Origin of the sequence: Archangium gephyra (genome assembly GCF_042230915.1) — a bacterium.
GTDB classification, from domain to species: domain Bacteria; phylum Myxococcota; class Myxococcia; order Myxococcales; family Myxococcaceae; genus Archangium; species Archangium gephyra_B.
The window spans coordinates 6,366,565-6,388,930 of sequence record NZ_CP102578.1; the positions used below are offsets into that span (position 1 = coordinate 6,366,565).

The window sequence follows — 22,366 nt, forward strand, 5'->3', positions numbered from 1 at the left end:
GTACCGTCAGGGGGCCTCTGGCCCGGGCGAGCGCGTGACAACGACCTTCTCGAGTCGCCTGAAAATATTTGCAGAGTGTCACCACACATACGTCCACCTCGCGCAGCGCAGCGCAGCGCCACAGGCCGGGCGAGCCGCGCCTCCTTTTTAGGAGTGGGTTCGAATCAACGCGGCGGGCAACCTCTATCCGAGGCGGCGGGAATCAAACCCTCTACCGGAGGCTTCCGGCGAGAGCGCTCCTGCCGGGAGACCTCGTGCCGTTGTGAGAGGCCGAGCGCCGTTGCCCCTCCCCCGAGTCTCGTGTCACAACCCGGTGAGCCGGCGTCCATTGCTCGACCGCCTGGAGACGCGGGCCCCGAGCCCGTCCTCCAGCGCGTCAACGGAGGAGAGAACACATGGGGTCGTCCGGCTTCTCGAAGAACAAGAACACCCGTGCGGGCGCAAGATTCTCCCTGCAGGCGGTGCTCGCCCTCGGCCTGGCAGCGTGTGGTGGGACCGTGGTGGAGGAAGAAGCGGTGGAGGCGGGGCACGAGCTCAGCAGCCTGGGTCACGGGCGCCCGAGAGTGCCGTATCGCGCGCCCAGGGGCGGTGGCCGCCCGCTCGGGGACTACAACGGGGACGGCCGTGACGACTTCCTGTGTCATGACGCCACGAACGGGTTCAAGTGGATCGACTACGCGAACACCTACGGCCAATTCCACGGGACCGACTGGGAACGCGACGCGGGTTGGTGCGCCCACGACACCGGCAGGCTCTACAAGGGTGACTTCAACGGGGACGGCCGGGACGACTGGCTCTGTCACGACTTCGCCACCGGGTACAAGTGGATCGACTACGCGGACGTCAACGGCCAGTTCTACGGGGAAGACTGGCAGCGTGACGCCGGGTGGTGCTGGCACGACACGGGCGAGTTCCACATCGGCGACTTCAATGGAGAAAGGTCGAGCTTCACGGAGACACCTCCACCCCTCTGGGTGGAGTCGCTCTCCCCACGGCGCAAGGAGTCACGACACCCACCCGCACGCACTGGCGGACGGAGCACCCCTCCCCCGTCCACTTGCGCCCGGGAAGACTCGGGCCCAGGAGCGCATCTCTCCATCAACAAGGCCGCGCGGTGGCAGTAGCTTCCGGGCCCCCTCTGAGTGGTCGGAATCACCAGACCTGGGAATCTGGTTGCATCCACCCGCCTTTTCCCGGCTGTCCGGGGTCGTCGGAGGTGTCCGCCAGCATATGAGCGCGAGCGTAGAGCCAGTCCTTGCGCACCCCCGCTCTCGTGGTGGGGCTGAGGTGAACCTTCAGAATCTTCCCGAGCAGCCCCAGCGTCCGCGGGAGCGGCTCCTTCGCCTTGCGCCGATGCATCAGCAGGCGACGGGTGTCTCCCACCACCTCCCGGAGGTTGACGACCCAGTTCACATTGACGTGGGTGATGAGCTCAACCGTGAAGCCCGTCTTCCGGAGCAGCCGCCGCAGCGTGGCCTCCGAGAAGAAGTACAGGTGGCGCGGGACGTCGGTGACGCGGCTCACCGGCATAAGCTCGCGAAACTTGGCTCCGTCCGCATTGGGGACGAGGATCTCCATCCTGCCGCCCGGAGTGAGCTTGCGACCCACTGCCTGCATCATCTCGGTGGGGGAGGCCGTGTGCTCCAGCACGTGGGAGAGCCGGACCCAATCGAAGTAGCCGTCCGGCAGCTCGCTGAACTCCCGCACGGCGCGCAGTCCATGGGCCCTCGCCGCCTCGACCGCTCGCGCATCCGCGTCCAACCCCCACACCTCGTGGCCCTGGAGCTGCTGCTGGAAGAGCCACTCGCCGGAACCACACCCCACATCCAGGAGCTTCTCGGGCCGCTCAACCCGGACCTGCCCGTCCTGGGCCCTCTTCGTGCCATACGGCCGGAAGCTGTAGTAGCCGTCCGTGTAGTAGTCCGTGGCGACGCCCACCCGGCTCATGTCGGTGAAGATGCAGCCGCAGCCACGGCACTGCCGCAGCTCGTACGGATGGTCATCCGAGCGCAGCGCGACATTGTAGGTGATACCCAGGAACTGGGAGTCGGTACCGCCACAGAGATCACAAGGATTCATCAGGCTGGTTCCTCTCCGTTCTGCACTCCAGGGACTTCTCCGGTGTTCGGTCAGAAAGCATGAGCCTGGCCAAGCAAGCCCCATTCCATCCAGAGGCATCGGAATCCAGGCTTCCAACTCCTGCTTTTCCATTATCGAGAGGGTCCTTCATCTCGATTTGGGACAGCCGAGACGCGCGGCGTCCTGTAGGCACCGAAAAGGTGGTCGGGTCGAGGATCGGCGCGGCCTGGGGTGACGCGGGTCCCCCAAGCACTCTGGGGCGGCCCTCGCGCATGGGCCGGAGGCGCACCTTCCCCCGAAGCGCACGTGTTCTGCTGCGCTCTCCCGGGGGAAGGTGCGTTTGCTCAGGGCGAGCTGCTACCGCATGCCAAAGCGCCGGCGGTACTCGGTGGAGGTGATGAAGCCGTTGACGACCCCGCTGTAGTCACCCGACGAAGTGAGGAGGCTCACCCAGTAGGAAGACTCCGCCGCCGACGGCTGGCGCCGCAGGAAGTTCGTGTAGCAATGGGTGACGAAGGCCGAGTTGTAGCCAGACGAAGCCGGGTTCAGCTCAGGGTCCTGCTGGCGGTTCTCCGCGGATTCGAGCAGTCCGCGCGCAATGGCGACGCGGTTCGAGGCCAGGCAGGCCGAGTCCCCATTACAGCTCTGCAAGAAGTTCAGATAGAAGGAATACCCGCCGGAGTCAGCCTCGCGCTTGACCACATCCAGGTAGGTCTGCCGGATGAAGAACTCCGAGCTGTCAATGGGGTTGGTCGTGAGGGCCTGGCGCAGGTTCGGCAGTGCGCCGATGTGGCGCGTGTCGGTGGAGGGCTGCGGCGTGCCCGTGCCGGAGAGGAGATTGCGCACCGCGCTCGGGCTGAGCACGCCGGCTCCGGAGGCGCGGGCGGCGCCCTGAATGCTGGCCACCGCGCCAGTGACGATGGGGCTCGCGCTCGAGGTGCCCGAGAAGCTGGAGGTGTACCAGCGGTTGACGCCCTCGGAGCTGTAGAGATAGCCATAGCCGGTGGTCGTCACGCTGTCGCCCCAGCCCTGCAGGTCCACCGTGGAGCCGTAGGTAGAGAAGCCGTGGGCGGTGCGCGCATCGGCGAGATAGTAGCTTGACCTGCCGGCACCCACGATGATGGCGCCCGAGTCGTTGGCCGGCAGGAACGGGTAGTGGCCGCTGTTGCCCGTGGAGTAGATGGGGTCATCCAGGTTCTCGGAGCCGTTGCCCGCCGCCTCGACGACGACCTTGTTCGCCGCCACCGCCGCCTTGATGGCGTCGTACCAGGGCTTGTACCACTCGACCGGGACGTATTTCTCCGTGCCATTCGGACCGCTCAACTGCTGCTCGATGAGGATGACATCGCCGGCGCTGATGTTGGCCGCGCACGTCGTCACGGCCGCGCCCACGTTCCAGCCGGACGAGAAGTTGGAGTAGGCGAACAGCTTCTGCGCGGCGTAGGCAATGCCGGTGGTGCCCTCGCCGTTGGACAGGCTGCCGTACTCACCCTGCGTCGCGGTGCCGTGGTTGGTGTCGTTGAACGGGTCCACTCCAATCGAGCCGACGACCGTCACCGTGCCCAGGTCCGCGTGCGCGCTGTTGAAGCTGTACTCCACGTTGCAGATCTTCACGCCCGTGCCGCGCGCACCCGCCACGCTGTCGGCAAAGCGCGCATCGATGCCCGTGGGCGCCGCGTCCTGGTACTTCTGATTCGAGCTCGCGCTCACCGAGTAGTAGTCCGGCGCCGTCGGCAACTCCGCCGGGCGAGGCACGCGGTAGACGGCCTCCACCTCCGGAAGCTGGCGGAAGGCCGCCGCCATGCGCTGAGCATCCAGGCCCACCGGAAGCCGCAGGCGGAAGTACAGGTTGAGGTCCGGCTGCGGCCGGGCCGTCCGCTCCTCACCCTCGGCCTGGAGCCGCTCCAGCGCCTCCTCGGACACGTCGTGAGAGCGCATCCACCTGCCGCCCTCCACCGCCCTCAGCAGCATCGCGGCCTCCGCCGTGCGCAGCCCGCGCCCCGTCAGGTCCGTGGGCACGCCACTGCGCAACCGGATGCGCTGGTGGTCATGGAATTTGATTTCCAGGAGGTCCGCCTCGACATGCTCCTCGCCACCCAGGGCGCGGACCTGCGCCTCGGCGGCCTCCTGCGCCGCCTTCTCCGAGTCTGCCGCCAGCGCCCCGGTGCTCCCCGTCAGCCCGAGGGCGATGAGCCACGAACTCCACGTCTTGAGATGCATTCCTGCTCCTATCGCGATGGAAAACCCGCAGTGGAAAGAGCAGGGAAGCAGGAAAATGATGCAGGAAATCCGACATGGCACTGACCGTGGCGAGAGCGCTCCTGCCGGGAGACCCCCGTGACCTTCCGCTCCCGGACCTCCGCCCCTCCCCCGAGTCTCGCGTCACAACCCGGTGAGCCGGCGTCCATTCCTCGGCCGCATGGAGACGCGGGCCGGGTACAAGTGGATCGACTACGCGGACGTCAACGGCCAGTTCCACGGAGAAGACTGGCAGAATGACGCCCAGTGGTGCGCCCAGACGGCGGACCGGCTCCACGTAGGAGACCTGAACGGGGATGGCCGGGACGACTGGCTGTGCCACAACGCCTCGGGCGGGTACAAGCGGGCCGACTACGCGGACTCCTTCGGCGTGTTCTACGGCACCGACTGGTACGGCTACGTGAACTGGTGCACCCACACGGGGGCGCAGTTGCACTGACGCCGCAGGGGAAAGGAGCCGGCAACCCTGACAACGCCGGTCATGTTTCAGGTGGGGAGAGCGGGCAGCCACCCAGGGGGCCCGCGAGTCCGCTCGCCCCTCCCGGCGAGCGCTGGATGGACGTCTCGGCCGTCGCCACATTGGGGGCGTTTCGAGGGGGGGGTCACATGAACGCCTGGCGATTGCCGCTCATCTTCTGTTGTCTCCTGGGGGCCTGCGGGCCCACCCTGGAGGAGGAATCCACCGAGGCCGCGCCCCAGGAGTTGGGGCGCAGGGAGGACGGCTGCAAGCGGCAGTGCCGTCCCGCCTCCTTGTTGAAGGACATCGTCCCCGGGCCGGAGACGTCGGATCCGGCGGAGCTGACGGACGTGGACGGGACGCTCTTCCTCACCACGCTGCCCTTCCCGAATCCCGGTGGGGTCGTCGAGCTGTGGAAGAGCGATGGCACGACCGGGGGCACCGTCTTCGTCAAGACCCTCTTCCTCGGGGACTACCTCGGGGAGTACGCGTTTCCCACCTCCGCGAACGGGCTGTTCTTCTATCTGGCCGCCGAGAGTCAGGAGGGGGGCATCGAGCTGTGGAGGAGCGACGGCACGCCCGAGGGCACCTTCCAACTCAAGGACATCAACCCCACGGGCCACTCCTATCCCGAGGGTCTCACCGAGGCGGAGGGAACGCTCTTCTTCTCCGCCGCAAATGGGGAGGGGAACAGGGGCCTGTGGAAGAGCGACGGCACGCCCGAGGGCACGGTGCTCATCAAGGAGTTCAACCCCGGCGGGTACAACCAGGTGTTCATCCTGGGCGCCCTGGGGGGAATCGTCTTCCTGTCGGTCGTCGAAGACATCGAGACCCGGCTCTGGAGGAGCGACGGCACTCCCGAGGGAACGATTCCCCTGGCGGACATCACCGCGCAACCGTACGCGTTCGTCGCCGCCGCGGACGGGAGGTTCTTCTTCACCGCCGACGATGGCCGCCATGGTATCGAGCCGTGGGTGAGCGATGGCACGCCCGGGGGCACGCGCCTCCTCGAGGACATCCGTCCCGGTCCGGAGGGCTCCTCGCCCGGGGAGTTCGCCTCCGTGGGCCACAAGGTCTTCTTCAGCGCCAATGACGGCGTGCACGGCCAGGAGCTGTGGAAGAGCGCCGGCACTCGCGGGAGCACGCGCCTCGTCGAGGACATCCATCCCGGCCCGGCCAGCTCGATCCCCGCCAGCCTGCGGGCCACCGAGGACGGGAAGGTCTTCTTCACCGCCGACGATGGGGTCCATGGACGGGAGCTCTGGGTGAGCCGGGGACAGCGCAAGAACACGCGCCTCGTGGAGGATCTCGCCCCCGGGGACGCCAGCGCGTTCACCGGCTCGTTCCCGGAGCTGTCCGCCGCGGGCGGGGTTGTCCTGTTCTCCCTTTCCACCGCCACCTACGGCCAGGAGCTGTGGCGGAGTGATGGGACGCCCCAGGGGACGTTCTTCTTCCAGGACATCGCGCCCGGATCCGCCTCGTCCTACCCTTCCTGGTTCACCGTGTCCGGCGGCCGGGTCTTCTTCGTCGCCGACGATGGCGTGCACGGCCGCGAGACCTGGGTCCTCCCCCTGGAGTCACTCGGCGACTGCTACACGCCCCTGCCCAACGACGGGTGAGGGCATGGGGCTCCTCCACGGTGTGATAGGAAGTACCTCCGCCCAGGAGGTGCTCCCTGCCGCCGGACTCCCGCAACCGCTTCCTCGAGAAGATGCTCGATCGCCTGTACGCCTCGCTCGCGTCGGGCCCGAGCATCAACTGCCGTCCCCATAACAGCCGCCAGCGCGTGGACCTCACGCTGCTGAGCCGGCTGGATGGCACTCCCCCTCCCTCCCTCCTCGCCGGGCTGCTCGGGGACAAGGCCACGGTGAAGCTCTCCGTGCGCGCCCCGAGCGCCTCGAAGGACACCCCAGACTCCCCGTCCAAGCGTGAGGACGACGAGCGGCAGGCGCTGCTGCGCAAGCTGAACACCATCGCCGAGGACGCCCGCACCTTCGAGCAGGACACCGGCGCCCAGGTGCTCCACGTGGGCTATCCCCTGCTCCACCTGCCCCCGAGCACCAAGGACGCACGGGGTTTCGCCAACACCAAGCGCGTCCTGGCGCCCATCGCCTTCATCCCCGTGCGCCTCACCCTCAAGAAGGGCCGCACGCCGGGCCTGGAGCTCGAGTCCGCCGCCGATGGCGCGGATCGGGTCATGCCCAACACCGCCCTCATCGCCTGGGTGGAGCGGCAGACCGGCAAGCGCCTCGGGGAGCTGTTCGCCGATGAGCAGGGCCAGGAGCCCTGGCGCGAGCTCAACGAGCTGGCCGCCGCCGTGGCCACGGCCCTCGAGCTGCCCGCGCCCTCCCCCTTCACCGCCGAGACTCCGCTCTCCCCCACCCCGCGCTCCGAGGACGAGACCACCGCCGGGCCCGCCATCCTCCCGTGCGCCGTGCTCGGCCTCTATCCCCTGTCCAACCAGAGCCTCGTGGATGACATGCGGGCCCTCGTGGACGGCGAGCCCGTCCAGGGCCCCATCGAGAGCTTCCTGCGCGTGGGCGTCTCCCTCGGCGCCCAGGGCACACCCAAGAAGGACGCCGCGTCCCAGGGCACCTGGCGCGCGGGCGAGGACCGGCTCGTCTCCCATGCGGATCCCTGCCAGTCGCGGGCGGTGCGGCTCGCGCGCAGCAGCCGGGGCCTCGTCGTCCACGGGCCTCCCGGCACCGGCAAGTCGCAGACCATCGCCAACGCCATCGGAGACCACCTCGCGCGCGGGGAGCGCATCCTGCTCGTCTGCGACAAGCGCACCGCCCTGGACGTGGTGAAGCACCGGTTGGAGCACCTGGGCCTCGGCTCCCTGTGCGCGGTGGTGCACGACGCGCAGAGGGATCAGCGCGAGCTCTACCTCGGCATCCGCGAGCAGCTCGACAACCTCACCGAGTCCCGGATCAACCCCGCCGCCAAAGCCGAGCTGTCCCGCGTGGACACCGAGATGCAGGCGCTCCACGACGAGCTGTCCTCGGCCGAGCGCGCCCTCTCCACGCGCCCCGCCGGAGGCACCGAGCCCTCCTTCCACGAGCTGGTGGGCCAGTGGTTCGGCCAGGAGGCCCCGGAGTCGCTGGCCCGCGCGACGGAGTCCCTCGGCTCCTTCCGTCTGGCCGAGTCGCGCCCCCACGAGCGCGAGGTGCGCGAGGTGCTGGAACGCGCCGGCAAGGAGGGCTACCCGGACAACCCCTGGCGCACCTCGCTCGGCGCCGAGCTGAAGGACTACCTGTCCACGCCGCTCGCCACGTATCGCGAGCGCATGGCGTCCGCGGTGGAGGCCGCGCGCGAGGCGGATGCGCAGGCCTCGCCGGACGTCCCCGCCTTCTCTCCCACCGGAGACGTGGCCGCCGAGGGCCGGGCACGTGCCGAGCTCGCCGACAAGCTGGAGCACGTGCTGAAGGAAGCGCGTCCCGAGTGGCTGGCGCGCTGGGCCTCGTCCATGTCCGAGGCCGTGCAGGCCACGAAGACCCAGCTCGAGGGCCTGGCGCCGCAGGTGCAGGTATTGAACGAGGGCCCGCTGGACACGGAGCTGGCGCTGGTGCACCGCTCGGAGCCCCTGGCACTGGGTGCCCTGGGACAGGCCCTGGCGTTCCTGGCCTCCTGGCTGCTGGTGGCGCGCAAGTGGTACCGCTTTCTCTTCTTCTTCACCCGCCGGGCGAAGGCCGCCGAGGTGCTCCGGCGCTTCGGGCTCACCGTGGGAGCCGAGACGGCCGAGCGCGTCTCCCGCTTCCTCACGGGGGTGCGCGCACGGCTCCTGCTCACCGAGTTCCATCACACGGCCCTCGCCCCCGGCCCCAACGAGCCCCTCACGGATGAGGCGCTCTCCCGAGGACTGAGGACCCATGCCGCGCTCTTCGACGTGCTGTTGCAGCTGGAGCGGCCGGTGTTCGCCTCCTGCCGGCAGGCGGTCCGGGACGCGCTGAAGGCCGACGAGACGGCACGGGCGCGCCTGCTCGCGGGGCTGCGCCAGTCCGCCGCCCGGAGCGAGGCCGTGGTCCGGCTGGAGTCCCGGCTGGCCGAGGTGGGCCTCTTCGCCTCCGACTGGCGCGTGGCCCGGAGCCGGGCGCTGCGCACGGGCGAGCAGGTGCAGCCGCTCGTGTCGTCGCTCGCGGCGCGGCTGTCCAGCGTGGAGGGGTTGCTGCGGATCCAGGCGCTGGTGGCGGGGCTGCCTCCGGCGCTCGGCATGGCGGCCGGGAAGCTGGCCCTGGCCGGAGCGGACGCGGAGAACGGCTGGTGCGCGGTGCGCAAGGCCGTCCTGGCCGCCGAGGTGTCCGCGCGGGTGAAGGAGAGCCCGGTGCTCCAGCACATCGACGCGGACCGGCTCTACGCGAGTCAGACGCGCTACCGGGCCCTGGAGGCGCGCAAGCGCGAGCTGGTGCGCGACGTCATCCTCCACCGCTGGACGGAGTGCCAGCGCGAGCGGCTGCTGGCCGCCACGGGAGGACGGCTCAACGGGATGGGCGCGGAGCTGCGCCGCCGCCTGCTGCTGCGGGGCGAGCGCGCGCTGCGGGTGCGCCAGGTCATCGCCGCGGGCGCCAACGTGGAGGGAGGCGATCCCCTCTTCGACATGCGGCCGGTGTGGATGGCGAGCCCCCAGACGGTGGCGCAGATCTTCCCGCGCCAGGATCTCTTCGACGTGGTCATCTTCGACGAGTCCTCGCAGTGCCGGCTGGAGGAGGCGCTGCCGGTGCTGACGCGGGCGAAGCGGGTGGTCATCGCGGGAGATCCCAAGCAGCTGCCGCCCACGCGTTTCTTCGAGAGCGCCGTGGTGCAGAGCCAGGAGGAGCTGGACACCGAGAGCGAGCAGGGCCTCTTCGAGGATCAGCAGGCCGAGGTGGAGGATCTGCTCGGCGCGGCGCTGAACCTGGAGATCGATCAGTGCTACCTGGACGTGCACTACCGCTCCCAGAACGCGGATCTGATCGGCTTCAGCAACGAGCACTTCTATGACTCGCGGCTGCAGGCCATTCCGGGGCACCCGTCCAACCGGGTGGAGCACGCGCCGCTGCGGCTGCTCCACGCGGGAGGCCAGTACGAGAAGCGGGTGAACGCGGTGGAGGCGCGGGCGGTGGGAGCGCTGGTGAAGGAGCTGCTCTCGCAACCGGAGCCGCCGTCCATCGGCGTGGCGTGCTTCAACCTGACGCAGCGCGATGCCATCACCGAGGTACTGGAGGAGCTGGCGGCGGCGGACGCGGACTTCGCGGCGAAGCTGGCGGCGGCACGGGTGCGGCGCGGCGAGGGCTCGTTCGAGGGGCTCTTCGTGAAGAACCTGGAGAACGTCCAGGGTGACGAGCGGGATCACATCATCATCAGCACCACGTACGGCCCCGACGCGAAGGGGCGCTTCTACCGGCGCTTCGGGCCGCTGGGGAGCGCGGGCGGAGGACGGCGGCTGAACGTGCTGGTGACGCGGGCGCGGCAGCAGGTGCACCTGGTGACGTCCATCCCGCGCGAGGTGTACTCGGCGCTGCCTCCGGTGGAACAGGGCCGCAAGCCGAACGGGGGCTGGCTGCTCTTCGCCTACCTCCAATACGCCGAGCGGCTCGCCGAGGAGTACGCGCACGAGTCCGGACAGCCGGAGGAAGTACGGGAGCGGCCGGAGCCGGTGGTGCACGAGCGCGAGACGGAAGCGGGCTCGGCCTTCGCGCGGGCGCTGGCGGAGGACCTGAAGCGGACGCAGGGCGTGTCCTCGGACGTGCACTGGGGCAACGATGGCTTCTGCGTGGACGTGGCGCTGCACCATCCCCGCCGCGCCGGGGACGTCACGGTGGGCGTGCTGTGCGATGGCACGCGCTACCCCAAGGCGGCGGACCCGGTGGAGTGGGATCTGTTCCGCACGGCCATCCTCGAGGGCCAGGGCTGGAAGCTGGTGCGGCTGTGGACGCCCCACTTCTTCCGGGATCCCGAGAGCGCCCGGGAGAAGGTGCTCCAGGCCGCCAGCGAGCAGCTCGCGCGTCAGCCTCCCGTGCCGGAGACACCGCGCCAGGGCGAGGCCCGCCGCGTCCTCAACTGAACGGAGAAGGCGCTCAACAGCGGCGTGAGACCTCGGGGTTGCTTGTCGGGTGAGCGGGCGGGGACAGCTTCCCTGCAGTCTTACACCCCAACAGGAGCCTCCCATGTCAGTGCCGAGCCCGCGGCGCGGGTTGTCCTTCAGGACAGCCCGTCTCCTCCTCTGTCTGCTGCTGGGTCTGCTGATTCCGGCGCAGGCCGGGTGCTGGGACTCGGGAAGCCCCCCCTCCCCGGCTGACGAGCCCCACCCCACCGAAGCCTCCGAGCCCGTCGTCGCCACGGCCCTGCCGGGTGGCTTCGTGATTGAAACGGTGGTCTCGGGGCTGATCTACCCGACGGCTTTCGCGCGGCTGCCGGATGGCAGGATCCTCATCACCGAGAAGTCCGGCCTGGTCAGGCTGTTCAAGAACGGAGTGCTGCAGAACACTCCCTTCATCGATCTCAGGAACCGGGTGAACACCCACCAGGATCGCGGCCTGCTGAGCATCGCCATCGATCCCGACTTCGCGGCGAATGGCTTCATCTACCTCCTCTATACCTACGACGACGATGCCACGGATGACACGGGCCCGAAGACGGGACGCCTGGCCCGGTATACGGCCGTGGGAGATAGCGCCTCGCTCTCGAGCGAATTCGTCCTGCTCGGCACGGTGGTGGGCAGCACGTGCAAGGTCTTTCCCGCGGGCACGGATTGCATTCCCTCGGACAGCGCCTCGCACAGCGTGGGGGACGTGAAGTTCGCGCCGGACGGCACGCTCTTCGTGACGACGGGAGAAGGCGCCCAGTTCGACAAGGTCGATGACGATGCCTTGAGGGCACAGGATCTCGACTCGTTGGCCGGCAAGGTGCTGCACATCACCCGCACCGGCCAGGGCGTGCCCGGCAATCCCTTCTGGAATGGCAATGCCGCGGCCAACCGCTCGAAGGTCTGGGCCTATGGCCTGCGCAATCCCTACCGGTTCAACCTGCGTCCCGACAACGGCGTCCCCTACCTGGGGGACGTGGGCTGGACCACGTACGAGGAGGTCAACGCCGCCACCGCCGGAGCCAACCTGGGCTGGCCTTGTTACGAGGGCCCCTTCCGCCAGCCGGGCTACGAGTCCAAGACGGTCTGTCAGGCGCTCTACGCACGTGGCACCGCCGCCGTGAGGATGCCGCTGCACTACTGGGATCACACCGTGGGCTCAGCGGCGACGGGCGGATTCTTCTACACCGGGACGGTCTATCCCTCGTCCTGGAAGGGCGCCTACTTCTTCGGGGACTACAGCCGCTCGTGGATCAGCGCGCTGCGGGCCGATGCGAACAACAACCTCGTCCCCGGCAGCGTGACGAGCTTCGCGTCGGGCATCGGTGCCCTGGTCGATCTCGAGCAGGGGCCGGACGAGCTGCTCTATTACATCGAGATCCACCTCGGGCAGCTGCGCCGCCTCCGGTACACGGCGGGCAATACACCTCCGACCGCGGTGGCCTCCGCGGCTCCGCGCGAGGGATACCCGCCGCTGCTCGTGCGCTTCTCCAGTGCCGGCTCGCAGGATCCGGATGGGGATGTGCTCCAGTACGCCTGGGACTTCGGGGACGGCACCCCCGTCTCCAACGTGGCCAACCCGGAGCACACGTACCAGGCGCCTGGCTCGTTCACCGCCCGCCTCACCGTGAGCGATGGGCGCGGGGGGAGCCACTCCACCACCGTGCCGATCTCCATCGGCAACCGGGCTCCCGTACCCACCATCGCCTCTCCCTCGGGCTCGTTCCTCTTCAAGGTGGGCGACGTGATCAATTACTCGGGCTCGGCGATCGATCCCGAGAGCGGAGCCATCCCCGCCAGCCAGCTGTCATGGACGATCACGCTGTACCACTGCTCGGGAACCAACTGCCATTCGCACCCCTTCATCACGAACACGGGGGCGGGCGGCTCCTTCTCCGTGACGGATCACGGCGACGAGATCTACTTCGGCATCACCCTCACCGCGACGGACTCGTCGGGACTGACGGGCTCGACGAGCGTGACGATCCGTCCCCAGACGGTGCTGATCACCCTGCAGACCTCTCCGCCCGGGCTGCAGGTGGTCTTCGATGGGGCGAGCGGCCCAGCGCCCCTGACGAGCAAGGCCATCGTCGGCTCCTCGCACACCATCATCGCGCCGTCACCGCAAGGCAACCAGACCTTCGCCACCTGGTCGGATGGTGGAGCGCGGGAGCACACCATCCTCGCGGGGACAGCCAATGCGACGTATACGGCCACTTTCGTCCCCATCACTACGGACTCGTGCCCGGTGGGGCAGTACCGGGCGGAGTACTTCAACAACCAATACCTGATGCCCCCGGCCGCACTGGTGCGCTGTGAAACGGCGCCCATCTTCTACGACTGGGGCACGGGCAGTCCCTCTCCGCTCATCAAGTCCAACTACTTCTCGGTGCGCTGGACGGGCCGGTTCAACTTCGCGGCGGGCACGTACACCTTCATCGCCCGGGCCAATGACGGAGTGCGGGTGTACGTGGACGGCACCCGCATCATCGACGCCTGGATCTATCAATCCACCACGACCTACCAGGCCACCCGCACGCTGACGGCCGGAGAGCACCAGGTGGTCATGGAGTACAACGAGCTCACCGGCAATGCGGTGGCCCAGTTGCGGTGGTGAGCGCTCAGGCCTTCTTGACGATGTGGATGTTGAAGTCCGGGGTGCCCATCGCGCCCCAGAGGCGGAGCCAGAGCGGCAGGTAGCTCTCGGTGCCGCGCGAGGTGGTGATGTCGCCCAGGTCGATGACCTGCTTCCAGCCGAACCACTCGGTGAGGAGGCGCTTGACCTGGGCCTTCGCCTCGGCGTCGTTGCCGGAGACGAAGACCGCGTGCTCGCCGGGGATGCGCGCGGGATCCACCATCACGTTGGCGTTGATGGTGTTGAGCGTCTTGACCACCTTGAGCGAGGGGAAGGCGCGCTGGAGCTGCTCGCCGAGCGAGTCCGTATTGGAGACGAACAGGGTCGGCGGCATGCCCTTGGAGAAGTCGAGCGGGTTGGAGACATCCAGGAGGATCTTCCCGTCGAGGTTGGCCTTACCGGCGGCGTTGAGTGCCTCGAGCGAGCCCGAGCCCGACGTGCAGTTGAAGAGGAGCTCCCCGAAGGCCGCCGCGTCCGCGAACGTGCCCTGAGAGGCCTTGGCGCCGGCCTTCTTCACCCAGGCCGCCGCCTTCTCGTTGTTCGCCGTGCGCGAGCCCATCTTCACCTCGTGCCCGAGCGCGACCAGCTTGCTGCCGATCGTCTCACCCACCATTCCGGTACCGAGAACCGCGATCTTCATGGCTGTTTCTCCGTGGGGCGCCCCCTGTGTTGGCGCCGGACATGGTCAACGTAGCCGATCCGCAGCGACAATCTCCCCTCAGTCCACCTGCACCTTGGCCAGCTGGCGGCGGCCGAGGAAGTCCTCCACGCCGAGGGCGATGGCCTGGGCCACGTCCTCCTGGTACTTCTCCGAGGCGAGGCGGCTCTCCTCCTCGGCGTGGGACAGGAAGGACGTCTCCACGAGGATGGCCGGCATCTTCGCGCCCAGCAGCACGTAGAAGAGCGCCTCCTTCGTGCCCAGATCCCTCACGCCCTTGTAGCCGCTGGACAGGTGGCTCACGAGGTTCTTCTGCACCCGCGTGGCCAGCCGCGTGGACTCCTCGGTGTTGGCCTTGGTGGCCAGGTCCGCGAGGATGAACTGCAGATCGCTGATGCCCTTCTCCGAGGACGCGTTCTCGCGCGCCGCCAGGCGGATGGAGTAGCGGTCCGCCGACGTGTTGAGCGTGTACGTCTCGATGCCGCGCAGCTTCGACGTGGGCGCCGAGTTGCAGTGGATGGAGATGAAGAGATCTCCCCGCATCTCGTTGGCCATGCGCGCGCGCTCCTCCAGCTTGAGGTAGCGGTCGCCATCGCGGGTGAGCATCACCTCCAGGCCCCGGTTGCGCAGCTCGCGCGCGAGCTTCTGCGCGATGGCCAGCGTCACTTCCTTCTCCTGCGTCCCCTTGCGGCCGATGGCACCCGTGTCGTGGCCGCCGTGCCCCGCGTCAATCACCACCCGGCGCACCTTCAGCCCGAGCTGCTCCGCCAGCGTCAGCTCCGCGTTGTTGGACGCCTTCGCCACCGCCTTGAGCCGGGCCTGCGCCACATGCTCGTCCACCGGCGCGGTGATCGACTTGTTGGGCGCGAGTACCTCGGCCTTCGCGGGCTCCACGGAGGGCTTCACCGGCTGCTCGGCCACCTTCACTGGCTCGGCCACCTTCACCGGCTGCTCGGCCACCTTCACCGGCTCCGCCGCCGGCTTCGGCTCCGGAGCGGGCTCCGGCTGCGTGGAGGCGGGCTCGCGCGAGTGCCGGCCGATGGCATCGAGCAACGGCGACGTGCCCGGACGCTCCCCCGCCGTCGCGGAGGCCACGGCCTGCGGCTGCGCGGGAACCGGCTGCGGCTCGGCGGGCTTGGACAGCTCGACGCGGATCACCGGGAGCGGCTCGGCGGCGGGCTTCGACGGCGGAGTGGAGGCCACGGCGGGGGCCTTCTCGCGCACGGGCGCCGGCGTCTTGGACGCGGGAGGCGGCGGCAGCGAGGCCAGCAGCGCCTTCAGCTCCTTGACGCGATCACCCTTGGGGTTGGCCGTGACGCTCCGGGTGATGACGCGGCGCGCGGCCTCGGGCTGATCCAACCGCTCGAAGTACATGCGCGCGAGTGTCAACGCCGCGTCGTCGGCCAGCCGGTGCTTCGGGTGGGCCTCCATCACGCGGGTGTAGTCGGCGATCGCCGCCTGCTGATCCTCGGGGACGAAGGAGATGCGGCTCAGCTCGCTGAGCAGCTCCGCGGCCGTGTAGAGCGCGTCCGGGGCCCGCGGGCTCTTGGGATGGGCGCTGGCCACGGCCTCGAACCGGGCCGCCACGTTGAGCCAGTTGTGGCGCAGCTTGCGCCGCGCGGCGTCATCCTTGAGGGCGTAGTAGGACCGGCGCGCCTCCTGGTAGGCGGTCTCGGCCGGATCCCGTTTCGCCTGGGTGGCGATCGGCGACAGCAAGGCCAGGAGCAGGACGAGGCGCGGGAGCATGGTAGGTCCTCCAAGGACGGCGAGGGCTACAGGTGTGTGTCACGGCCCCCCTACCCCCGCAAATTTTCGCCCCCTCAGCGCACCCACCCCAAGGTCCGTGCCAGCTCCTCGTCGATGACGCGGGCCTGGCCCGGCAGCGAGGACAGCACCGCGGCCAGCACCTTGTCTCCGTTGCGCACCGGCGCCCGGCCGGGGCGCAGCCGCGCGCGCACCGGGTGCTTCTGATCCTGCTTCCAATAGCTGGCCGGGAAGAGCACCTCGCGGCGCGACTCCGGCAGCGGGCCCTCCGGTGTCAGCCACACCAGCATGCCCTTGCGCAGCGGCTCCAGCTCCGCGCGCAGCGTGCGCCGCAGCTCCCGCACGAAGAGGCCCACGCCCACGAGCGCCCCGAGCCCCAGGCCCCAGGGCACCAGCCCCAGCGTCTTCGCGCGCGAGCGCACGTACCCCGCCTCCCGGGGCCTGTCCGGCACGCGCGGATCCACCAGCAACAGGACGCGCGCCCCCGGCCCCAGGCCCTCGGCGTACTCGGCATGCGTGCGCACCCCGCTGGCCGAGTACCGCACCTCGCCCACCGCGTAGAGCACCTCCAGCGTGGCCTCGGCGCCTTCGCGCTCGCCCCGGGGAGGCAGCGTCAGCGCCGCCAGTTGGCCCTCCAGCTCTTGCGCACGCGACAGGAAGTCCTGCTCCTCCACCACGAAGCGGCCCAGGGCACCCGCGCCCGCGCCGAGCATCGCCATCAACCCCAGCCCCACGGCCGCCACGCGCACGAGCCGGGCGATGGCACCGGGCACCTTCGAGAGGGGAACACGTCGGGGAGCCTGGGGGATGGCCAGCTGCATGGCTCCATCCTACACCCACTCCTCCCGGCTCACCCCCAGGACAACACGAACTCGCTGGAGAGCGGCCCCAGCACCCGGCTCCACACCCGGGGCTCGCGCGCGCCCACCACCTCGAGCGCCGCCACCAGCGCGCCCTCCACGTACGCCCGGGGGAGGAAGTCTCGATCCAACCGGACCAGGGCACTGCCCGACTCCGCCCAGAGCACCTGACACTGGCCGCCATTGGCCGCGGCCGCCGCGTACGCCATGGGAAGGCTGTCCAGCAGCTTCTTCGGCTGGCCCGACAACAGCGTCCGCAAGGGCCTGCCCGTCGAGGTGGCGAAGAAGTCCGTGGCGGCCCGGCGCCCCAGCGCCCGCATCGCCCCCTGGAAGTCGCCGTACGCATTGCCCAGCAACCGCGCCGACGTCCACAGCAGCTTCAGGAAATCGCCCGTCGGGTAGCAGGTGAAGTCCGCGAACTTCCGCCTGCCGCACACCTCGACGCAGTGCTCCACGGAGGCCTCGTCCCCCAGCGCCCACATCACCTCCAGCACGCTGCGGAAGAACATCCCGCGCACGCTGTCGGCTGGGGTCGCCAGTCCGAGTCTCCGCTCCAGCTCCAGTTCGGCCCCGACTTCTCCCGGGTCCGCGCCGGTCTCACGCCTCATGTGCAACGCCCCTCCCGGGCTCCCTCCCCCCGCTGCCATCTTCCCTAATATTGAGGGCCCCGGCGCCTCTGGCACGGAAGAGCTTTCCCGGAGGTTTGGATCCGGAACAGATCGCGCCGGGCCGGACCCCTGGATGCGCCCCAGGCAGGCAGTCCCCCCTCGGCAGCCCTCGACAAGGGGGCGGAGCCCTTCACGCTGGCGGTGTATGATTGTGGACAGACCGTCCGTGCGCATGCGGGCGTGGGGGACGCACCTTCGTCATGTCGAGCACTTCCACCATCAAGGCGGGACAGGCCCTCCCGGAGCCGGCGAGGCCACATGGACAGGGGCGTTGGAATCAGAAGCTGGGAGGGTGGATCCTCTCGGGGTTGGACGTCTTCCTCTCCAAGCCGCTGCGCCGGGCCGCCCCGGAGGAGGTGGTCCGCTGCCGTCTGCTGGTGTGCATCGCCCTGGGGCTGATGCTGCTCGACACGGTGCTGCTGGCCGCCCTGCCCGTCAGCCCCCAGCCCTTGATGCACGCCACCATCGGGCTCTTCTCCTTCTGCATGAACTCGGCCGCGCTGGTGCTGCTGCGCCGGCGCTCCTCCCACGAGCTCCCCGCGCTGATCGTCTGCTCGACCATCGCCGCCACGTTCGTGTTCACCTGCGTCACCAGCACCCGGGCCTTCTCGGCCTCGCACGCCGCGAGCATGCTCCTGCCCGCGATGTCGGTGTACCTGATGGGCGCGCGCCTGGGGTTCATCCTCACCGTGCCCATGGCCCTGTTCGTGGGCGTCATCCACCCCTTCCACTTCATCGCCCGCACGACCGAGCCCATCCACGTGGGCAACCTGTGGATCGTGGATCTCAGCGCCGCCATCTGCATGATGTGCATCTGGGCGGTGAGCTGGCTGCACACGGCCGCGCGCAACCAGGCCCATGCGGCGCGCGAGCAGGCGCTGCGCACGCTGCGCGAGAGCGAGCGCAAGCTGAACAGCCTCATCGAGAACACCGAGGATCTGGTGTGCTCCGTGGACACGCAGGGGCGGCTCATCGTCGCCAACTCGGCGATGCTGCGGGCCTTCCGCGAGCGCTACGGGAAGGAGCCGGTGCCGTGCGAGCCCCTGTTCTCCGCCGCCCCCGCGGAGCACCAGGAGGGCTGGCGGCAGAACCTCGAGCGGGCGTTCAGCGGGCAGCGCGTGAGGCTCGAGGACACCTATGTGTACGAGAACCGGACGCGCGTCGTGGATCTGTCCTTCAACCCCGTGTTCGGCGACGACGGCCGGCCGCTGGGGCTGACGCTCTTCGGGCGGGACATCACCGAGCGCAAGGAGTCCGAGACGAAGCTGAGCGAGATGCACCGCAGCCTGCTGGACGTCTCGCGCCACGCGGGCATGGCGGAGGTGGCCACCGGCCTGCTGCACAACGTGGGCAACACCCTCAACAGCGTCAACGTCTCGGCCAACCTCGTCACCGAGCGCCTCCGGGGCCTCCGGGTGGGAGGGCTCACGCGCTCCGCGGAGCTGCTAAGCGAGCACGCCGGCGACCTGGGCACCTTCCTCTCCACGGATCCCCGCGGCCGGCAACTCCCGGCCTACCTCGCCGCCCTGGCGGAGCAGTTCTCCGAGGAGCAGCAGGCCCTGCTGGACGAGCAGCGGACGCTCACCGAGGGGCTCGAGCACGTCAAGTCCATCGTCAGCATGCAGCAGGAGCACGCGCGCTTCGCCGGCATGGTGGAGCTGATGTCGGTGACGCGGCTCATCGACGATGCCCTGCGCCTGCAGTCCGTCTCTTTCTCCCGCCATGGCATCGAGGTGCGGCGCGAGTACGCCAACGTGCCGCCCATCCTCCTGGACCGGCACAAGCTGCTGCAGATCATCCTCAACCTGCTGAGCAACGCGCGGCATGCGCTGATCGACGGCGGCCAGCCGGACAAGTGCATCACCATCCGCGTCGCGCCCGCCCCGGAGGACCGGCTGCGCATCCAGGTGGCGGACAACGGCATGGGCATCCCCGCGGAGCACCTGGCGCGCCTCTTCTCGCAGGGCTTCACCACCAAGAAGAACGGCCACGGCTTCGGGCTGCACATCAGCGCCCTGTCCGCCATCGAGATGGCCGGCAGCCTCACCTGTGAGAGCGAGGGTGCCGGCAAGGGCGCCACCTTCACCATCGAGCTGCCCATGCAGAGCGAGGATCCCCGCCTCTGACGGCGGGGCTCCCCGGCGCACGGCCTACTTGGACTTCAGGTCGCGCTCACCCAGGTTCGTGGCACCCACCCACCGCATGCGGTTGAAGCCATCGAGGTTCTTGTTGGCGACGACCTGGAAGCAGGTGGACGCGCCCTGGGCGGCGATCTCCACGGACCAGCCGAGGAACATCTGCCAGAGGCGGAACCACCACTCGCCATAGGTCTTCACGACGTCGGCGCGGTTGGCCATCCAGTTGTCGTACCAGCGCGAGATGGTGAGCGAGTAGTGGATGCCCACGTTCTCCACGCTGTGGATCTCGAAGCCCGCGGTCTCCAGGTTGCTCACCACGAAGGAGAGCGGCATGGAGGCGTCGGCGCCCGGGAAGATGTACTTGTTCATGAAGAGGCCCCACACCAGGTCCTCGAAATGGAAGCCCAGGGTGCCCTTCTTGGCGCGCAGCCCGGCGATCTGCAGGTAGAAGAGCCCGTCATCGGCGAGCATCCCGTACACCTGCTTCATGAAGTCCTGGAACTTGCGCACGCCCACGTGCTCGGCCATCTCCAGGCAGGAGATCTTGTCGTACGGCCCAGGGGGGATGTCGCGGTAGTCCAGCGTGAGGATGCGGGCGCGCTCACTCACGCCCATGCGCTGGATCTGCTCCGTGCCGTACGCGGCGCCCTTCTCGGCGATGGTGATGCCCGTCGAGTCCACGCCGTAGTCCTTCGCGGCCGTCGCCACCAGCGTGCCCCAGCCACAGCCGATGTCGAGGTAGCGCTCGCCCTTCTTGAGCTGGAGCTTGTCGCAGACCAGCTTCATCTTCTGATCCTGCGCCTGCTCCAGCGTCTGGTTGGGCGAGGTGAAGAAGCCGGAGGTGTAGATCATCCGCGGCCCGAGGAACCAGCCAAAGAAGTCGTTGCCCCGGTCGTAGTGCTCGCGGCCAATGCGGATGTCCTGCTCCTGCGAGTGGATGAGCACCTCGGGCAGGAAGTTGGTGAGCAGGAACTTGAAGTGGTCCGCCACGAACTTGTAGTCGGCCACCGAGTGGCGCTCGCGGATGAAGGCGCGGAAGTCGCCCTCGATGTCGAGACGCTCGTGGATGTAGTCCTCGATGAGCGTGGTCATCGGGACCTTGCCGGCGGAGTAGCGTGCGGCGGCCGGGCCCTTCGGGTTGAGACGGAACGAGACAGGTACATCCATGCGGCTTCTCCGGAAAGGATGGGTGCCCGACGGAGAGGATGGAGCCCGCAGATGGCCCTGTGCCCCCCGCCCTGGCGCAGTGGTGGCGGAGCACTGTACGTGAACGCGCGCGGGCACGTGTGAATTCCTTCACGCTTGCCGCTGCCCGGCGTCTTCGGTGCCGCGAAGCCGCGGTCCTCGCCCTCGGAGGCGTGAGACCAACGTGCGATAGTCGACCCTCCGGGCGGTGCCCGAGAACAGGGGAGATTTCATGCACGCGTTTCAGAAGAAGTCGTTGCAGGCGGTCCTGCTGCTGAGCCTGGGAGGGCTCGGATGCGAGTGGCTCCCGGGTCATGAGGATGAGAAGGACAACACGGCCCCGAAGAACATCACGGTGACGGCGACGGCGGGCAGCGGCAGCCAGTGGGAATTGACGGCCACCGCCGAGGACGACGGCAAGCTGGCCAAGGCGGTGTTCTCGGTCGACGGCAGTTCCGCCTGCACGGCGGAGGGGGTGCGCAACTCCGGCCAGAGCTACTCGTGTCTCTGGGACTCCGCCAGCACCACCCCCGGCACCCACCAGGTCACCGCCACGGTCCACGACGCGGCGGGCAACTCCGCCACCTCCGCGCCCATCTCCATCACCGTCAGCGATCCGTCCAATCACGCCCCCACCATCACCCGGGTGCTCGCCACGCCGGCCTCCTTCGACGAGGGCTCGGCCACCAGCCTCTCGGTGACGGCCAGCGACATGGACGGGGATGAGCTCACCTATACCTGGACGCAGGTGCCGGCCGCTCCGGCGGGGACCTTCGGCGGCGGGACCGGAGCCACCCGGACGTGGACGGCGCCCTTCCTCTCCAGCAACACCTCCTTCACCCTGCAGGTGACGGTCTCGGATGGATGGGGTGGCTCGGCCCAGGCCACGGTGGACGTGGCGGTGGCCAACGTGCCTTCGCTCAACCACCCGCCCACCGTGGACGCGGCCATCACCGCCGCCGCCCCGGTGGTCGCGGGTGACGTCAACCTCTCCATCGGCGCCACCGATCCGGATGGAGATCCCCTCACCTACGCCTGGAGCACGAGCGTGGCGGGCCAGGGCACCTTCGTGACTCCGGCGGCCTCCGCGACGCAGTGGCGCTCGCCCGATCTCGCCGCGGCCACGTTCTACACCTTCCAGGTCACGGTCTCCGATGGGACGGCCTCCGTCACGCGCACGCTGGAAGTGCAGGTCGGCGTCCCCGAGTACGCCCGGGACATCCAGCCCATCTGGGACGCGCAGTGCACGGGCTGCCACAGCAGCGCGGGCCGCGGGGGCTTGAACCTGCTGGCGGGCAGCTCCTACTCCTCCCTCGTCAACACCTCGGCCGCGGGAGCCCCCTGCGGCGGCGCGGGGCGCACGCGCGTGGTCCCGAGCAATCTGGATGCCTCCCTGCTGGTGAACAAGCTCGGCCCCACCCCCGTCTGCGGCGACCGGATGCCGCAGTTCAATCCGGCCTACTTCGACAACAACCCGGGCCAGCTCACCCGCATCCGCTCCTGGATCCTCGCGGGCGCTCCCAACAACTGACGGCGGCCACAACGGCCTCCACTTCCGGAGTGGGAGCGCGCTACGCTCGCTCCCCTCCGGAGGGCACAGAG

The 22,366-nt window shown here is 69.1% G+C and carries 14 protein-coding genes; 7 read left to right on the forward strand and 7 right to left on the reverse strand.

Annotation, left to right across the window (positions count from 1 at the left end):
- Positions 1-395: 395 nt before the first annotated feature.
- A complete protein-coding gene (locus tag NR798_RS25045) occupies positions 396-1,124 on the forward strand; it encodes an FG-GAP repeat domain-containing protein (protein WP_375765003.1) in 729 nt (242 codons plus the stop codon).
- Positions 1,125-1,152: 28 nt separating this feature from the next.
- Here NR798_RS25045 and NR798_RS25050 read toward each other — a convergent pair whose 3' ends face one another.
- Complete coding sequence (locus NR798_RS25050) at positions 1,153-2,079, reverse strand: class I SAM-dependent methyltransferase (RefSeq protein WP_375765004.1); 927 nt, start codon at positions 2,077-2,079, stop codon at positions 1,153-1,155.
- 357 nt (positions 2,080-2,436) lie between these two features.
- Positions 2,437-4,299 carry a DUF4214 domain-containing protein gene (locus tag NR798_RS25055; RefSeq protein WP_375765005.1) on the reverse strand — a complete coding sequence of 621 codons (1,863 nt, stop codon included), beginning with the start codon at positions 4,297-4,299 and terminating at the stop codon, positions 2,437-2,439.
- A 172-nt stretch (positions 4,300-4,471) separates the two neighbouring features.
- Here NR798_RS25055 and NR798_RS25060 point away from each other — a divergent pair, with 172 nt between their 5' ends.
- The 4 genes from NR798_RS25060 (at position 4,472) to NR798_RS25075 (ending at position 13,473) form a co-directional block, all read left to right on the forward strand.
- Complete coding sequence (locus tag NR798_RS25060; protein ID WP_375765006.1) at positions 4,472-4,777, forward strand: hypothetical protein; 306 nt, start codon at positions 4,472-4,474, stop codon at positions 4,775-4,777.
- A 167-nt stretch (positions 4,778-4,944) separates the two neighbouring features.
- On the forward strand, positions 4,945-6,414 hold the full coding sequence (locus NR798_RS25065; protein WP_375765007.1) for an ELWxxDGT repeat protein: 1,470 nt from the start codon (positions 4,945-4,947) through the stop codon (positions 6,412-6,414).
- 92 nt (positions 6,415-6,506) lie between these two features.
- Positions 6,507-10,835 carry an AAA domain-containing protein gene (locus NR798_RS25070; protein ID WP_375765008.1) on the forward strand — a complete coding sequence of 1,443 codons (4,329 nt, stop codon included), beginning with the start codon at positions 6,507-6,509 and terminating at the stop codon, positions 10,833-10,835.
- A 103-nt stretch (positions 10,836-10,938) separates the two neighbouring features.
- Positions 10,939-13,473 (forward strand): PQQ-dependent sugar dehydrogenase, encoded by a 2,535-nt coding sequence (locus NR798_RS25075; RefSeq protein WP_375765009.1) that lies wholly within the window; start codon positions 10,939-10,941, stop codon positions 13,471-13,473.
- A gap of 4 nt (positions 13,474-13,477) precedes the next feature.
- Here the strand turns inward: NR798_RS25075 and NR798_RS25080 are convergent, their stop codons facing one another.
- The 4 genes from NR798_RS25080 to NR798_RS25095 all read right to left on the reverse strand — a co-directional run bounded on the left by NR798_RS25080 (position 13,478) and on the right by NR798_RS25095 (position 17,381).
- Positions 13,478-14,131, reverse strand: a complete 654-nt coding sequence (locus NR798_RS25080) for an NADPH-dependent F420 reductase (protein WP_375765010.1) — start codon at positions 14,129-14,131, stop codon at positions 13,478-13,480.
- A gap of 78 nt (positions 14,132-14,209) precedes the next feature.
- Positions 14,210-15,895, reverse strand: coding sequence for an N-acetylmuramoyl-L-alanine amidase (locus tag NR798_RS25085; protein ID WP_375765011.1), 1,686 nt, complete (start codon positions 15,893-15,895; stop codon positions 14,210-14,212).
- A 74-nt stretch (positions 15,896-15,969) separates the two neighbouring features.
- Positions 15,970-16,734 (reverse strand): DUF3592 domain-containing protein, encoded by a 765-nt coding sequence (locus NR798_RS25090; protein WP_375765012.1) that lies wholly within the window; start codon positions 16,732-16,734, stop codon positions 15,970-15,972.
- A 29-nt stretch (positions 16,735-16,763) separates the two neighbouring features.
- The gene (locus NR798_RS25095) at positions 16,764-17,381 is read right to left on the reverse strand and encodes a TIGR02265 family protein (protein ID WP_375765013.1); all 618 of its coding nucleotides are present in this window, start codon (positions 17,379-17,381) and stop codon (positions 16,764-16,766) included.
- A gap of 260 nt (positions 17,382-17,641) precedes the next feature.
- Between NR798_RS25095 and NR798_RS25100 the strand changes: the two genes are divergently transcribed.
- A complete protein-coding gene (locus tag NR798_RS25100) occupies positions 17,642-19,567 on the forward strand; it encodes a nitrogen regulation protein NR(II) (protein WP_375765014.1) in 1,926 nt (641 codons plus the stop codon).
- A gap of 24 nt (positions 19,568-19,591) precedes the next feature.
- On the opposite strand, the gene NR798_RS25105 is transcribed toward NR798_RS25100, so the two are convergent.
- Positions 19,592-20,746, reverse strand: a complete 1,155-nt coding sequence (locus NR798_RS25105) for a class I SAM-dependent methyltransferase (RefSeq protein ID WP_375765015.1) — start codon at positions 20,744-20,746, stop codon at positions 19,592-19,594.
- A 250-nt stretch (positions 20,747-20,996) separates the two neighbouring features.
- Between NR798_RS25105 and NR798_RS25110 the strand changes: the two genes are divergently transcribed.
- Entirely contained in the window at positions 20,997-22,295 is a 1,299-nt protein-coding gene (locus NR798_RS25110) for an Ig-like domain-containing protein (RefSeq protein WP_375765016.1), read from the forward strand.
- The last annotated feature ends 71 nt before the right edge of the window (positions 22,296-22,366 follow it).